We start from the raw sequence: 13,542 nt of genomic DNA on the forward strand, positions 1-13,542 counted from the left end.
TACCCTACATCTGAATTAGTACTAGACGCAGGTGTAGAAGAGATTGCACAATTTATTGATAAGCATTGTAAAGCACGTTCATTTAATTGGGCGCATGAAAGAGCTGAAGTATTAATAGTAGCTGCAGAACGCAACCCATTTCAGTCAACGCTTTATCAAAGCCTTCTCGTCAGTCTGAATATGTATATTGATTTACTTCAAGCTTACCGCCAACAACTTTCTACGTTAGAGCGTGAGATTGATCAATTGGCGGCACAACTCGAAGAATATGAATTAATCCAATCACTTCCCGGTGTAGGTGAAAAAATCGCGGCCACGATACTTTCAGAAATTGGGGAAATTGAGCGGTTTAATCATCCAAAAAAGTTAGTAGCCTTTGCTGGACTAGATCCCAGTGTGTTTGAATCAGGTAGCTTTAAAGGCACGAAAAATCACATTACCAAACGCGGCTCAGCTAGGCTTCGCCATATGCTTTATACAGCCGTTCGCTGTTCCATTCGAGATAGCCGTAAAAAGAAAACAACAGATGAAACTATTGCCCGAAACAAACGATTACGAGCCTTCTACGATTTAAAACGTGAGGAAGGAAAGCCGTATAAAGTAGCCATTATTGCTTGTGCTAATAAGCTTTTACACTGGATTTATGCGATTTTAAAAACGAAAGCACCATTCCAAGAAACTATTTAATAACAGCATTTTCAAATAAAACAAAAACCTTCCACACTGAATGAGGAGGGTTATTTGTCTTGCGCATTTTTAGTATAACATGAAGTGTTTTTTGATTATCAATGTTTTTCTTGACATTCTATTAGCTGGTTTAGTTTAAGTGCATTTAATCACAATTACAAATAAACAATACACCCTTTTTCCTCCAATTCACTTATCCACTTTGGTATGTTTAATTGGTGGTTCCATCTAAGATCAAGACGCTCTAACCCCTCAATTTCCAGCAATGATTTTGGTAAGTCCGTTAGAAGATTACTTCTTAGATCAATTTCTAATAAATTCTTCAATTGTCCAATCTCTTCAGGCAATGTGGTTAATTGATTATGTCTCAAATTTAATCTTCTCAACCTTAAACATTTATGTAGCGATTGAGGAATATCTTTTAATTGATTGTCTTCCATATCTAAAATACGTAATAATGACAATTCCCCTAAATTTACTGGAAGAGTTGTGATTTGATTATTTTTTAAATGCAATTCCTTCAAGTTACTTAATCCACTAATACTGTACGGCAACTCTTTTAATTGATTATTCATTACACGGAGTTCTATAATATTGGTCAAATGTCCAAGTTCTTCAGGTAATTTTATTAATTGATTATCACTTAGATTTAAATATTTCACTTTGACCAGCTTAGAGATTTCAGGTGGAATGGATTGTAATTTATTATTATGAAGATATAAATAATCCTCCATATTATTAAGGGAGCCAATTTCAGGAGGAAGAACATCAATTTCATTATGCCCTGCATCCAGCATTCTAAGTTCTGTTAAATTCTCTATCTCAGCAGGCATTTTACTAATCTTATTAACTGATATATTCAAAACTTTTAATCTGTTCATTTTATAAATTTCTGAAGGAATCGTTGTTAACTTATTATCAAAAAGGTTTAAATTTGTTATTTCTTTTATGGGTACATCTAAATTAGGTAAAGAGTCTAATTTCATATGGGGAAAGTTTAGTTTCATTTGTCTGCCTCCTTTTAAAAATACAATCTTAACATAATTCAATGGTCTTTATACAATTTTTATATCTTTGCTAAACTAACCTGCCCCTTTAGTTGAAGAAGAACCTTTTCTTCTATTGCACATTTTTTCGGAATACATCTCAAATTCCTAACAGTTCGTATTAACAATAAGAAAATAAAAAGTTCAAGATCGAAACTTAACGACATTATTGTACGTATATTATAAATAGTCTGAAATCAAAAAGGAGCCTAGCTATGAAACATTTATCAATTTATGTTTTTATCTTTAACTTACTTTTTTATGGACTAACCATTTTTAATATTGATCTTGTTCCAGGTATAGTATGGCGAAGCGTATTAATTACAGGACCTATAATAGGGGTTATCTTAGCTTTGTTGTATTCTAAAGGAAAATTGAAAGTAATGGGATTATCTGGGAATTTATTCATTTTTGTCATTGCCATACTTTTGCCGTATATTGTTACAACATTTATTTGGAACCGATATAGCAAGTGCACTACTGCAGAGCCAATATCTAAGAGATGTGCTTAGATATTGGCTCATTTAATCTGAAATTCATTAATTATTCTGCTAAGTTTTTTGTTATCTGTGTTGCGCCGTATGTTCTAATTGTCTATTATCCTTCAATTTCAATTTTCTCTAATTCCAAATGTTGAACAGTTTTATTCTATTCGTCATACTTATAGCTGCATTTATACATATACAAATACTGCTTTTTTTATGAAATCGAAGTAATTCTCTAGATAGAAATTGACTTATCACTTAGATTGTATTGCATCTTTGTCTGTAGCTAAATAATCACTATTTCGGATTCTTCAATTTTTCACTAATGCGACATAAAAACAATGGAATTTATCAAATTTCTTATTGAACTAAACTGCACCGTTAGTTCAATAACGGCTGTGCTACATCTCCCACTTGATTCCAAGTTCTGCAAATGATATTCTGCTTTCGTTAAGACCTTCCTCATCGTCTGATTGAATCATTTTTATTTCACTATCCATCAATATAATTTCACCAGAAGGGTTACTTATTTTTCTCTCAAAGATGGAGTAAAGCAAATTTATTTGAGAATCGGACATATCGTAGTATTCTTTCCATTCATTTATTGCTGTTTCAATATCTTTAGTTTGACTTTCGATAAGAAAACCTCCGTTTTCAATAAAGTCCTCAAAACTATCGTTTGAATATGTCCCAACATCGCCTTCCCAAAAGGCAGTAGTAATGACTGGGACTGTATCTCCATCAATTTCATCTAACAAATATTGAAGGGTTTCGTTAACAGCTAACTGATTTACTTCCTTGGGAGCACCGTTAAAATAATCCAAAGCATCTATATACTCTCGTTCACTAAATTCGTTTCGGAAGGCACCTACAACGTAGTTGGGATTGAAGGTTATTGTCCCACGAGCACCTGAACTATCCTGAACGTTGTAATTAATGTCATCCCAGGAATGTTCATTTGACAATTCGGGATAGTGAGCGACCATAATAGCGTGAGCCATTGAAGCCAAAATGCATCCTCCCCAAAGGTGTTCTCTTTGCCAATTTAGCTTTTTCATAAATTTAATTCCCTTCATTTAACTTTCGAATTTATCATTATTAATTCGACGACGATTTCCAATTACTTCTTCAACTAACCGCCCCGTTAGTACAATAAGAAAAAAGAACTGTCTAAAACAGCTCAATGTTCACCCGTTAGCCATCCATGAAGCGCGAAAATAATCTCTTCACCACAGAAAATGAAAGATGTTTAAGTTCTTTCATGGGAGTTGAACAAGAAAAGTGAAGCTTATTCAACTAAAGCCCCTGTAATTGAAGAATAGGAACGATTAAAGAATGCAAGTTTAAAGCGTCTAATATACAGGTTTTTATTCAGTAGCGGAATGGGTACGTTATTTATTTTAAGAAAATTTTCTTTACTGAGAATACAATTTCGAAAAAAATAATTGGAACTCCCGAATACTATTTTTTATACTAGCTCTAGAATAAAAGTGATAAATATAGTTATCTTTCTCCCAATGTACCATCCAGCTTTTATATTTGGTATTTTGTCGACACAAAATAATTTCATTAACTGGGATGTATAAAATCGATCCACTTACTTTTTTGATATTCCAACTCTGCCTAGTTCCAATTTTATGACCTGTAAACTGAGGAAGCGAATCTGATAATTCTCTAGGGGCAATCCATAGCCAAAATCCGTTTGTAAAGTCTTCTTGAGAACGATATAAAAAATGATACTCTGAACCAGATTCATATTCTTTATAACCTATTGAGTCTTTTAGGAGTCTTAATTCCTAGGCTTTCTTCAATTCGTATTTTCTTGTTAGCCTCGTACCAAGCTACACGAGAAACTTCGTCATCGGTATCCCATTTGGATTTGTTATAACGAGCGGTGTAACTACAGGTAGTAAAAGACTGTTCACCTATTATGCGAATTGAATCGTTATCAACTGCTTTTAAACTTTCTAATACCATTAAAATTTCTTTTTCATCAAAAGTCCCCTCTATTACAGAGAGTTCAATATTAGTGAACCATCTACAAAAACAAGCCGCTTGATTACCTTTGTAATCGATACCAATAAAACCGACTACACCTTCTATTTCAAAAGACTTCCCTTGATGTATTAAATTCGTATCTGCTGTAATTACAGGTATCGCCCAATCATAAAAAAATTGTTTAATGCGAAGGGCTTTTCCTTTACTATGTATTTCAAAACGAATTGAAGAACGTTGCTTATTTGTTTCTTTTTTTAACGTAATATTTTTAAGGATATATGATTCAGGTAATGAAGGCATTAATATTACAAAATTCGTATATTTTTGAGCTACTTTTATTTCATCAATTAAAAGTTCGTTAATCACTTAAATCCCCCCTCATCCAATTTTCACATAAAGAAAACACATAATAAATCATTCATAAGTCCAATATTGACAGTGCCATCCCACTTAACTTCCCAGAATGGTCGTTTTGTAACATTGAATAAAATGATATTATTCCACAATCTGGCCCGATTATTGAACACGAGTTAAACAACACTCTTAAACTAACCTGCACTGTTAGTATAAAAAAGAGCTGCGATCTTCAAGTAAAGCAGCACCCAGTTAGTTTATTAAGAAAAGCAAATCTAGTAAAGAATAGTACATACTTATGATACGGTTCACCTTAATGTAGTTAGTTTCCATTTTCTATATATATTCCTTACCAGCGATTCATCGCTATTTTCACCCAGACAAAGTATAATAAAAGAAGTGGAAGAAGAATTCATTTTTCCTCTAGTCAAAAAAAGAGGTGCAATTACTTGAAACAGTTTGAAACAGCATTACCTGAGCAGTATGAAACATTAAAAAAACAGGCCAATTATACGTCTAGCTGGCGAGAGCGTTTACACGCAGTCGAAATGTTATCGGCTTATCAACATGACAAAATCATAGATTTATTAAAAAATCGTATGCAGCATGATACTGTCAACAAGGTGCAATTAGCAGCCTATGAAGCACTCGTGGCGTTTGGTGAGGACGTAGAGAAGCCATCACCTGCACGTTTTGATATTATCAAAGGCACAGACAAAATTTTCCTGCGGGTGAAAAAGAGCTTGCCGAAGGACCATACAGTGGCAGACTTTGCGGATAAACTAAAACGTATGCGTTTAGATGTCTTTGATGCGTATGAAGGCGACAAAGGTGTACAATTTATGAACTGGTTAGAGGAACGTTGGGCAAAACTATAATCAGTAGTTTTGCGATTTATGAAGGAAAGTCATTCTCTCCGCTTGTGGAGGGAATGGCTTTTTCTTATCTTACGCTGTGGATCATCGAAACTAATATTAAATTGTATTACTTCTTTTCTTTGTTCATCTATCTTTATTGTTTAATGATAAAACAAACACCTTAATTAAATTAACCTGCTCCGTTAGCATAATAAGTTCAACAAAAAGGGTTAAAATTCTAAGACCGACGCCTTCGAAAGATTAATCTACTTCAATTTTTCAATTGATGTTAGGGATATTTTTTCTGTTAATCCCAAATTATCTGTTTCAGCTTCTAACTTTTTTTCATCAAATGGACCAAAAACTTGATGATTATTTACATCAATAATCCAATATGAAATTTCTTTATTAGAAAGCTTTTCAGGTGGCTTTTCATAACCGTTTTCATCAACCACTAATACTATTTGTTTAGTAACTATATAATCTTTGTTCCACCAAACATCTGTCACTTTAGCTGGAACATACAAATAATTTACAATTGTTTCATCATCAGATTGTACAGGCTTATCACCATAGATTGCGATCTGGTGAGCTGATAGTCGGTCAATTCGATATCCATTTTCTAAATCGATTGTATAATCAGCCATCCCAGCACAGCCAGTTAAAAATAAACATAGCAATATTAGCATTACTTTTTTTATCAGAATCACACCCCTCTCAAATATGTAACGACATATTAGACAATGGGTTTCTTTTCCACCTCTAACTATACTCCTTATTCAACTAAACTGCCCCGTTAGTTGAGAAGCAATAATATTTTAGAAAAGGGGCTGTCCAAAAATAGAATTTTTAAGCAAAAATGAATAAACAGCGAAAGGCAAAAACGTTGATTTTACAGCGTTTCTGCCTTTTCCATTTCATATGATTTTAGTCAAAAAGCGACTTATGAGACTGCACTATCTCTAAATTAATATGTCCGTACCATTGGTGGTGTATAATTTGCAATATATTGTTCGATTTCGATGAATGAGTTGGAAAACTTCATTGCTTTTTTATCTGCTTCAGTTAAAAAACCGTTTGTTACCATATCATCATAAAAATCTTTTAATTTATCATAGTAGCCACCTACATTGAATAAAATACATGGATTTTGGTGTTGTCCAATTCTTGCCCATGAAATTACCTCGGAGATTTCTTCTAGAGTTCCAGGTCCCCCAGGTAGTGCAATATAGCAGTTCCCTAATTCAATCATCTTATTTTTACGTTCAGACATGGAATGAACAACTTCTAAACGAGTTAAATTAGGATGACTTAGCTCTCGGTCCATTAAAAATGTTGGAATAATGCCGATTACTTTACCGTTATGTAATAAAACTTCATCTGCAATCACACCCATTAGACCTGCTTTTCCTCCGCCATATACTAGAGTATGACCATTTTCGGCAATCCATTTTCCAAGTGATCTAGCTGCCTCTTCGTATAAATCCTTGTTACCTAGACTTGCACCACAATAAACTGAAATATTCAAATTTCATTCCTCCTCTATGTTATTATTATAGAAGTATAAAGAGTGATTTTCATTAAAGAAGGCTAAATAAAAATAAGATAACCCTATTTATAATTGGCTTATTACCATTTCACCTGATAAGAGTACTTATAAGCGTCCATTTTTTCTAACAGCTTCTTTGGGTCGGTATCTACAATTATCAAATCCCTGTATGTTTCTTTCATAAACCCTTCTTGAATTGTATGATCTATCATAGACAATAGCGGATCATAAAATCCATGAACATTTAATAATCCGCATGGTTTTTGATGATAACTTAGTTGTGCCCAAGTAAAAACTTCAAACCACTCTTCTAAAGTTCCTGCACCTCCAGGAAGAGCAATGAAACCATCCGATAGAGATGCCATTTTTGCTTTTCTTTCGTGCATAGTAGCTACGACATGTAGTTCTGTAAGTCCTTCGTGTGCAATTTCAATATCTTTTAATTTTTGAGGAATAACTCCTATTACATCCCCTCCATTTTCCAAAGTTGAATTAGCTATAGCCCCCATACAACCTACTTGAGCGCCTCCGTAAATTAATGTTCTGTCTTGTGAAGCTAAATCTCTTCCCAGTTCTTTAGCTGCTTCTAAATAAAAGGCATTTTTCCCCTCACTTGAACCACAAAATACGGTTATATTTTTTATTTTCATTATTGGACCCCCTGTCTCGATTTCAATTTTAAATTAAATACAGAAATAAAAAATTCCTGATTACGAAGGAGTACAAGATTTGTACTTTCTTCGTAATCAGGAATTACGGTTCCTGGTAGAAACCTCCAAACCATATCATTGGAGTTATACGAAACTTCATTAAATTCATAGTTGCTTTTTAAAACATAACAAAAAATAGTTTAAGTTGTCAATATAGTGTCCAACACCGGAAAATCCTTTAATTATTGTAAAAGCATACTGCATATGCAACTCAATGATCTTCAAGTAAAGCACCGTTAGTGCAATAAAAAAATTTTTTTGCCTTATCTTTCAGTTTCGTAATCATTAATGATTACGTTTATAATATTACATTGTTCATCCGCGACTGCTTTGTTAGATTGTTTATTATAGTCGTAGGTTATTAAAGCCTTCCATAAAGCCCAACCTCTTGCTCTGTTCCAAGTTTCTTCATCAAAATTCAATGCATTCTTAAATGTCTTTCTGCTTTTATCATCAAAAAATGTCCAAGCCATTGCAGCATCGCAAGAAGGGTCTCCTACTCCCAATATCCCAAAATCAATAACCGCACGTAATTTACCATTTTTAATTAATATATTTCCTGGGGCTATGTCACCGTGGACCCAAACTGGTTCACCAGCCCACTTTGAAGTCAATGCTAATTCCCAAATTTTTTCCAATATATATTTATTAAAAGTAGTTACATTATTATTAATGGCATCTCTACACTCATCATCGTATACAACAATATCACCGCCTCTATAAAAATTATGTTCCCCAGCTAAGGGACCTCCACTGGCAGCAATAGATTGTAATTCAACTAAAAATCCCCCCAATTCATTCGCAAATTGATTTGGATCATCTATATTTTCGATAGTTACTATCTCTCCATCAAGCCATTTGTTGACTGACCAAGGATGTGGGTAATCCCCACTTGGTTCTCCTTTAGCTAATGGTTCAGATATTGGTGTAGAAAGATGCTTGGCTAAAATGGGTAACCATTTCTGCTCTTTTTCAACTTGGGGTACATAAACTTCATCACTTGGTAATCTAACGCTCATACTATTGCCTAAGTGAAAGGTTTTATTATCATTTCCACTTTTTTTTACAGGCTTAATTTCCAAATTAGACCACTCTGGAAATTGGCTATTTATTAACTTTGATACTAAATCTACGTCGATTTTTATCATTTAATTTCTCCCTTTAAATTAATTACATTTATTGTACCATTTACTTACTACTACAAGGACTTCTTATTCCACTATCCTGCACCGTTAGTTCAATAAAGTTAATACTCTTATTCAACAAAATCATCATAAGGATTAGCGTACAAATCTACATCAAATTCAGCTTCAATACTTGAAGCAAATTTTATGATGTCTTTATCCAGATATAAAGCAGGGGTATTTCCCTTTTCTATTCTTGGACTCGTATCAAACTATACAGTAGCACAGTATAAGCCGCATAAATCAACATGTAATGAAGCGTCAGTAAAAAATGAATTACACCGTCAGTTTGAGCAAGAAGAGCCATTGGCTGTCATCGTCAGCAATTTAACATACGTTCGTGTCGGAAAAAAGTGGCACTATGTATGCTTATTTGTCGACCTTTTTAATCGTGAAATTATTGGTCATAGTGCTGGAGCGAATAAAACCGCAGAGCTTATGTATCAAGCGATTGCGAGCATACATGACAATTTGAATGATGTCAAAATGTTTCATACTGACCGTGGAAAAGAGTTTGATAACAAGCTAATTTCAGAGAGTCTTGAAACATTCGGTATCCAACGGTCACTAAGCGTGAAAGGATGCCCTTATGACAACGCTGTGGCTGAAGCGATGTTTAAGGTATTTAAAACAGAATTCGCTAACGGAGCTCATTTCTCTTCTCTTGAACAGCTCGTCCTTGAACTTGCATTAGAATTCACGGAACACTAGGCTATTTAACACCAGTGGAATTCAAGCAACAGCCCTTATAATTTTTGTCCAGTTTAGTGTTGACATACCACAATTTCCAAAATAAAAATGGTGAAAGGTAGATATAAATCCTACTCTCATTTGCCATTTTCTTCCTACTAGATTATGTCTCAAAGATCCTCATACGTGTTAAACACTTTTCACTTAAGATAACATTGGCATCAACTCCTTTCTCTTCAAGGACTCGAAGAAAACAGGGCCAATCGCCCATAAAACCTCTATCTAGTTACTCTCTCATTATACTAAATTTTTAAGAACTCTTTTTCCCCATAGAATTTCCAACACCCCATGGACAATAATGCACGCACACCCTTTGGATCACAATGTCCTGTAACAGCAAATATATGATGGGTTAATAGATTCAATAACCTCAACAAAAAGAGCGTCAATCCTTGTTGGATTAACGCCCTGATTTATTTTAAATCCTTTTTATTCTTGATCAAACCATAGTAGCTCTTTATCATCAACATCGCCATTATAATTGATAAGAATTTCATCTCCAGCTTTTATATCTGTGTAAGCAAAGAAGTCAAATGTGCGATTTTTAAAATTAATCTCATAAGTTGCATTAGGTTCATAAGAATGGTTAAACAACATTCCATAACCAAGAAGGATAGCTGTTTGACCGATTCCATATTCAAAAGCATAATCAGCGAGTAAAGTTTGCTCAATGTATTGATGCTGTTCGTTTGGATAAGAAATAACAGGTGCTTCGTGTAAAAGCTCTCCTTTTTTGATATCACATGTTGCAAATACCCCTCTATTGAATTCTCCATCACTTAACGGAGATGTTTTTATTTCTATCATGGTTGTTCTCCTACTCACTTTTAATATATTCTTTTTAGCTGTAACATTGGGCTCTTTTTTATCTGTAGTAATGCGTATAGCTAATATGTCGTATCATTTATACAATTAGCGTGACTCTTTTGGTGGTTGGCAAACATCACATTTACGTTGATTTTTATTTTTAAATTTTGTAAATGTTTTTTCAAAGTTGCTACCACATGCACATTTTAATAGTAATTTTTGAGAGAAACCGTGATATTCAGTCGTTAGTAACTTACTTTCCGAATTATTCTCAACAAATTCTTTAATTTTATCAATCGTCCATTTTTTATTCAATCTCTTACACCTCTATATTTTATCTCATGCGGAGGCTTTCTAAGCATCCGTTCTGTTATAAGGAACTTTTTGATTACCTTAAGCTATTCATTATAACATGAACTGGTAAATAATTAAACAGATTCAAGATACCTTCATCTAACATCTCACTACAAATATTGATACGTCATCGGTTTCTAATCCCAAAACGTTTTTATTGGCAGCCTTTCTTTGTTATAAGTTCCACCATCCCGAAATTCGGATAAACTCTAGAAAAATCTATTATGCCGATACTCCAATCAAAATTCCATACATCAAATACCAATCATCTGCTTTAGTTGTTCAAAAGGCACATAACCAATGATGGGTTCATATGATTTATTGTGAATAATCAAACGAGAATGAGGAATTCCCATTACCTTATATTCTGCTGCAATATCTGGGCTTTTTTCTACATTCACCTTTATAATTTTTATCTTACCACTGAATTCTTCACTGAGTTGATTAAGAGCCCCTGCAAGCATTTTACAAGGGCCACACCACTCAGCCCAAAAATTTAATAACACAATTTTTTTAGTTTTTAATTGTTCTCTTAATTCTTTCTTTGTTGTTACATGAACAATCGACATAATTTTATTCCTCCCTTGTGAAAATAAAAATCTTGAAGTTATAATATGCTTATAATTATTATTAGACCCTACTCTCTCCCTTTCACCACACATTAAAAACCTTTAATATCCACAATTGAGCAAAAATTTTAAAAATTATACTAAAAAACAACTGCAATTGTATATCCTTCAGCAGCAGCAATTATTAATGAAGACTGACCTAATTTAGCTGTCTCCCCCGCTGCATAAACATTTTCCTGTGATGTACGCCCTACCTCATCAACAAAAATGCTATCATTTTTATGTAAATGACAACCAAGCTGCTCTGCAAATCGCTTCGGACGCACAAAGTTTAATAACCATCCTCACCATGAAGATTCTGAATGGATTCAGTAATGACAGTTCTATCTTCAATGTCGAAGCAGAAAGTTCATGATCATTTGTGGCGATTACTAAATTCTCTATCTCTAAACCATGTAATGCTTTCCATTAACAATATTTGTATCTTCTTTTCCATACAATACGTTTTTTGGATTGATCACGATGAGTAAAACCGCTACTACTGAATAAAGAATTGCGCTGTACATGATTAATTCCAGTAAGTTACCATTTATTAAGCCAATAAAGAAATTAAATAATTGGTGGATGATGATTGGAATGATTAAATTCTGATTTAAGTTATAAAATGCTGTCATGACGATTTTAGTGGAAATGAGTGCAATCATAAAGAATAGTATATATTTGAGTAAATCCATGCCCATATACCCTGTAGTAAACCATATAGGAAGATGCCACATCCCCCACCAAAATCCAATGATAATCGAAGCTTTTAATGGCGAATGCTTCTTTTGAAGCTCCATTTGAGCGAATCCTCTCCACCCTAGTTCTTCACCTAGCGGTCCAGAAAGTAGGTTTTTAAAAAAGAAATAGATCAGCATTCCCCATGAAGAAACAGTAAAAACAGAGTCAACTTCACTGTTTTTCGATACGAGAAATACAATCATCAAAAATATAAATGTTTGAATCAACATCGCAGAAAGAATTACCGAAAACTTAAGCTTATTGTTGAATTTATCTTTAACAAATTGCATAAAACTTTGACCAGGATAGATTTTTTTAAACAATATGGCAAAAGCAAAGGTTGAGGACCAAGCTGATATACAGAGCATTACATCAAAAATCCATTTAGGAAATCCTAACACACTTGTGGCTCCTACAAGACAAAAAAATGGCAAAAAAATGATATTGGTTAGTAAAATAAAACTTGCTACTGGTTTTTTAAGTTTCTTTTCTCTATTCATGCATATTCCCCGTTTCAAACTAAGTTTTCGTAAAAATTTTTAAGAATACCTTTAGCTTAAACCTAGGGGTTACTCACAGGTCAACACTCTTACCGCCTCAAAATTCGGCGAATGAAAAAAAACCCTTCATAGACTTGAAGGGTAATTACATATATTCTTTCTATTCATCGAAATATGAAGTTTTAATATTTTTCTCGTCCAGAAATTTTTCGATTTTTAATTGCTGCCTTCCGTTTGCTTTAGTAAAATGCTCTGAAGCAAAATCTGATATATCTGTAAGGTTACCATTTTCGACCATCCCAACAATTTCATCTTCAAATTGTATTAAAGTTTTTCTGATCGATGAAACAAATTCATAGATTGCCTTTGAAGGTTCTTTATAATCATCAGGGATATTATTATTACTAATAAAATCATTGAAATTCGCATCATTCTTTTCCCCTTCAGCTACTAATGTATGTAATTTTTCTTGATCAGATTTAGAAGCATCCTCATATTTATAAACAATTGTCTGCATTTCTTTGTCTAACACATGACTATAATCCATATACTTTTTTATACTGGCTTTCATTTCATCTTCACTAATCGTTTCATTCTTTTTATTAGAAACAAAAATATCGTCAGGAATTTTAACGAGTACATTGTTAACAGGTTTTTCCTTACTTTCTTTATGGTTTTCTTCGTTAGGCATTGTTTCGTGTGAACAAGCACACATCAATACAATCGTGAACGCCATGAATAAAAATAAAGTAAATCTTTTCATATCTATCTCCTTCTTCCATCTTGTCATTAATTGCACCCTTTCTTATAATTTACCTTCATTCACGAATCGTCTCTACTTCCTCGTCTGCAATGAACGAACCATTTTACAATAAATAATTTGGTTTAAAACAGGCTATACACTTCGTGTCA

The 13,542-nt window shown here is 33.5% G+C and carries 16 protein-coding genes, 1 pseudogene and 1 riboswitch; of the genes and pseudogenes, 4 read left to right on the forward strand and 13 right to left on the reverse strand.

From position 1 onward, the window contains the following. Positions 1-687, forward strand: a 687-nt coding sequence (locus tag C7Y47_RS04285; RefSeq protein WP_142507633.1) for an IS110 family transposase, incomplete at its 5' end; no start/stop codon positions are given. Between the two features lie 155 nt (positions 688-842). Here the strand turns inward: C7Y47_RS04285 and C7Y47_RS04290 are convergent. Continuing rightward, positions 843-1,694 carry a leucine-rich repeat domain-containing protein gene (locus C7Y47_RS04290; RefSeq protein WP_142507634.1) on the reverse strand — a complete coding sequence of 284 codons (852 nt, stop codon included), beginning with the start codon at positions 1,692-1,694 and terminating at the stop codon, positions 843-845. Positions 1,695-1,948: 254 nt separating this feature from the next. On the opposite strand from C7Y47_RS04290, the gene C7Y47_RS04295 reads away from it, so the two are divergent. Continuing rightward, entirely contained in the window at positions 1,949-2,245 is a 297-nt protein-coding gene (locus tag C7Y47_RS04295) for a hypothetical protein (RefSeq protein ID WP_142507635.1), read from the forward strand. A gap of 374 nt (positions 2,246-2,619) precedes the next feature. Here the strand turns inward: C7Y47_RS04295 and C7Y47_RS04300 are convergent, their stop codons facing one another. Then, entirely contained in the window at positions 2,620-3,219 is a 600-nt protein-coding gene (locus C7Y47_RS04300) for a hypothetical protein (RefSeq protein WP_436970094.1), read from the reverse strand. Between the two features lie 760 nt (positions 3,220-3,979). Then, positions 3,980-4,582, reverse strand: a complete 603-nt coding sequence (locus C7Y47_RS25410) for a hypothetical protein (RefSeq protein WP_255504998.1) — start codon at positions 4,580-4,582, stop codon at positions 3,980-3,982. A gap of 437 nt (positions 4,583-5,019) precedes the next feature. Between C7Y47_RS25410 and C7Y47_RS04310 the strand changes: the two genes are divergently transcribed. After that, complete coding sequence (locus C7Y47_RS04310) at positions 5,020-5,448, forward strand: HEAT repeat domain-containing protein (protein WP_142507637.1); 429 nt, start codon at positions 5,020-5,022, stop codon at positions 5,446-5,448. Positions 5,449-5,693: 245 nt separating this feature from the next. Here C7Y47_RS04310 and C7Y47_RS04315 read toward each other — a convergent pair whose 3' ends face one another. The 4 genes from C7Y47_RS04315 to C7Y47_RS04330 all read right to left on the reverse strand — a co-directional run bounded on the left by C7Y47_RS04315 (position 5,694) and on the right by C7Y47_RS04330 (position 8,834). Next, positions 5,694-6,137: a DUF3997 domain-containing protein gene (locus C7Y47_RS04315; RefSeq protein ID WP_142507638.1), complete on the reverse strand. Its 444-nt coding sequence runs from the start codon at positions 6,135-6,137 to the stop codon at positions 5,694-5,696. 257 nt (positions 6,138-6,394) lie between these two features. Next, entirely contained in the window at positions 6,395-6,955 is a 561-nt protein-coding gene (locus tag C7Y47_RS04320) for a TIGR00730 family Rossman fold protein (RefSeq protein ID WP_142507639.1), read from the reverse strand. Between the two features lie 101 nt (positions 6,956-7,056). Continuing rightward, the gene (locus tag C7Y47_RS04325; protein WP_142507640.1) at positions 7,057-7,626 is read right to left on the reverse strand and encodes a TIGR00730 family Rossman fold protein; all 570 of its coding nucleotides are present in this window, start codon (positions 7,624-7,626) and stop codon (positions 7,057-7,059) included. A gap of 73 nt (positions 7,627-7,699) precedes the next feature. Next, positions 7,700-7,798, reverse strand: a riboswitch (purine riboswitch). Positions 7,799-7,949: 151 nt separating this feature from the next. Then, positions 7,950-8,834: an aminoglycoside phosphotransferase family protein gene (locus C7Y47_RS04330; RefSeq protein WP_142507641.1), complete on the reverse strand. Its 885-nt coding sequence runs from the start codon at positions 8,832-8,834 to the stop codon at positions 7,950-7,952. A gap of 231 nt (positions 8,835-9,065) precedes the next feature. Here C7Y47_RS04330 and C7Y47_RS04335 point away from each other — a divergent pair. Further along, positions 9,066-9,622 (forward strand): annotated as a pseudogene (locus tag C7Y47_RS04335) (DDE-type integrase/transposase/recombinase); the annotation flags it as partial. A gap of 427 nt (positions 9,623-10,049) precedes the next feature. On the opposite strand, the gene C7Y47_RS04340 reads toward C7Y47_RS04335, so the two are convergent. From C7Y47_RS04340 to C7Y47_RS04365, 6 genes are all read right to left on the reverse strand, one after another. Then, positions 10,050-10,427: an SET domain-containing protein gene (locus C7Y47_RS04340; protein ID WP_142507643.1), complete on the reverse strand. Its 378-nt coding sequence runs from the start codon at positions 10,425-10,427 to the stop codon at positions 10,050-10,052. Between the two features lie 105 nt (positions 10,428-10,532). Further along, positions 10,533-10,742 (reverse strand): hypothetical protein, encoded by a 210-nt coding sequence (locus tag C7Y47_RS04345; RefSeq protein WP_142507644.1) that lies wholly within the window; start codon positions 10,740-10,742, stop codon positions 10,533-10,535. A gap of 293 nt (positions 10,743-11,035) precedes the next feature. Next, positions 11,036-11,350 carry a thioredoxin family protein gene (locus tag C7Y47_RS04350; RefSeq protein ID WP_142507645.1) on the reverse strand — a complete coding sequence of 105 codons (315 nt, stop codon included), beginning with the start codon at positions 11,348-11,350 and terminating at the stop codon, positions 11,036-11,038. Between the two features lie 140 nt (positions 11,351-11,490). After that, positions 11,491-11,676 (reverse strand): FAD-dependent oxidoreductase, encoded by a 186-nt coding sequence (locus tag C7Y47_RS04355; RefSeq protein WP_142507646.1) that lies wholly within the window; start codon positions 11,674-11,676, stop codon positions 11,491-11,493. A gap of 120 nt (positions 11,677-11,796) precedes the next feature. Beyond that, complete coding sequence (locus C7Y47_RS04360; RefSeq protein WP_142507647.1) at positions 11,797-12,630, reverse strand: CPBP family intramembrane glutamic endopeptidase; 834 nt, start codon at positions 12,628-12,630, stop codon at positions 11,797-11,799. A 160-nt stretch (positions 12,631-12,790) separates the two neighbouring features. Next, on the reverse strand, positions 12,791-13,393 hold the full coding sequence (locus tag C7Y47_RS04365; RefSeq protein ID WP_185903390.1) for an NDxxF motif lipoprotein: 603 nt from the start codon (positions 13,391-13,393) through the stop codon (positions 12,791-12,793). Positions 13,394-13,542: the final 149 nt, after the last annotated feature.

The organism is Lysinibacillus sphaericus (genome assembly GCF_006864135.1).
Classification (GTDB): domain Bacteria; phylum Bacillota; class Bacilli; order Bacillales_A; family Planococcaceae; genus Lysinibacillus.

Bases quoted from the DNA above. Each gene is read 5' to 3' on its own strand.
- C7Y47_RS04300 (WP_436970094.1), bottom strand. From the start codon at position 3,219: ATGGCTCACGCTATTATGGTCGCTCACTATCCCGAATTGTCAAATGAA.
- C7Y47_RS04290 (WP_142507634.1), bottom strand. From the start codon at position 1,694: ATGAAACTAAACTTTCCCCATATGAAATTAGACTCTTTACCTAATTTA.
- C7Y47_RS04325 (WP_142507640.1), bottom strand. From the start codon at position 7,626: ATGAAAATAAAAAATATAACCGTATTTTGTGGTTCAAGTGAGGGGAAA.
- C7Y47_RS04350 (WP_142507645.1), bottom strand. From the start codon at position 11,350: ATGTCGATTGTTCATGTAACAACAAAGAAAGAATTAAGAGAACAATTA.
- C7Y47_RS04360 (WP_142507647.1), bottom strand. From the start codon at position 12,630: ATGAATAGAGAAAAGAAACTTAAAAAACCAGTAGCAAGTTTTATTTTA.
- C7Y47_RS04330 (WP_142507641.1), bottom strand. From the start codon at position 8,834: ATGATAAAAATCGACGTAGATTTAGTATCAAAGTTAATAAATAGCCAA.
- C7Y47_RS04295 (WP_142507635.1), top strand. From the start codon at position 1,949: ATGAAACATTTATCAATTTATGTTTTTATCTTTAACTTACTTTTTTAT.
- C7Y47_RS04340 (WP_142507643.1), bottom strand. From the start codon at position 10,427: ATGATAGAAATAAAAACATCTCCGTTAAGTGATGGAGAATTCAATAGA.
- C7Y47_RS04365 (WP_185903390.1), bottom strand. From the start codon at position 13,393: ATGAAAAGATTTACTTTATTTTTATTCATGGCGTTCACGATTGTATTG.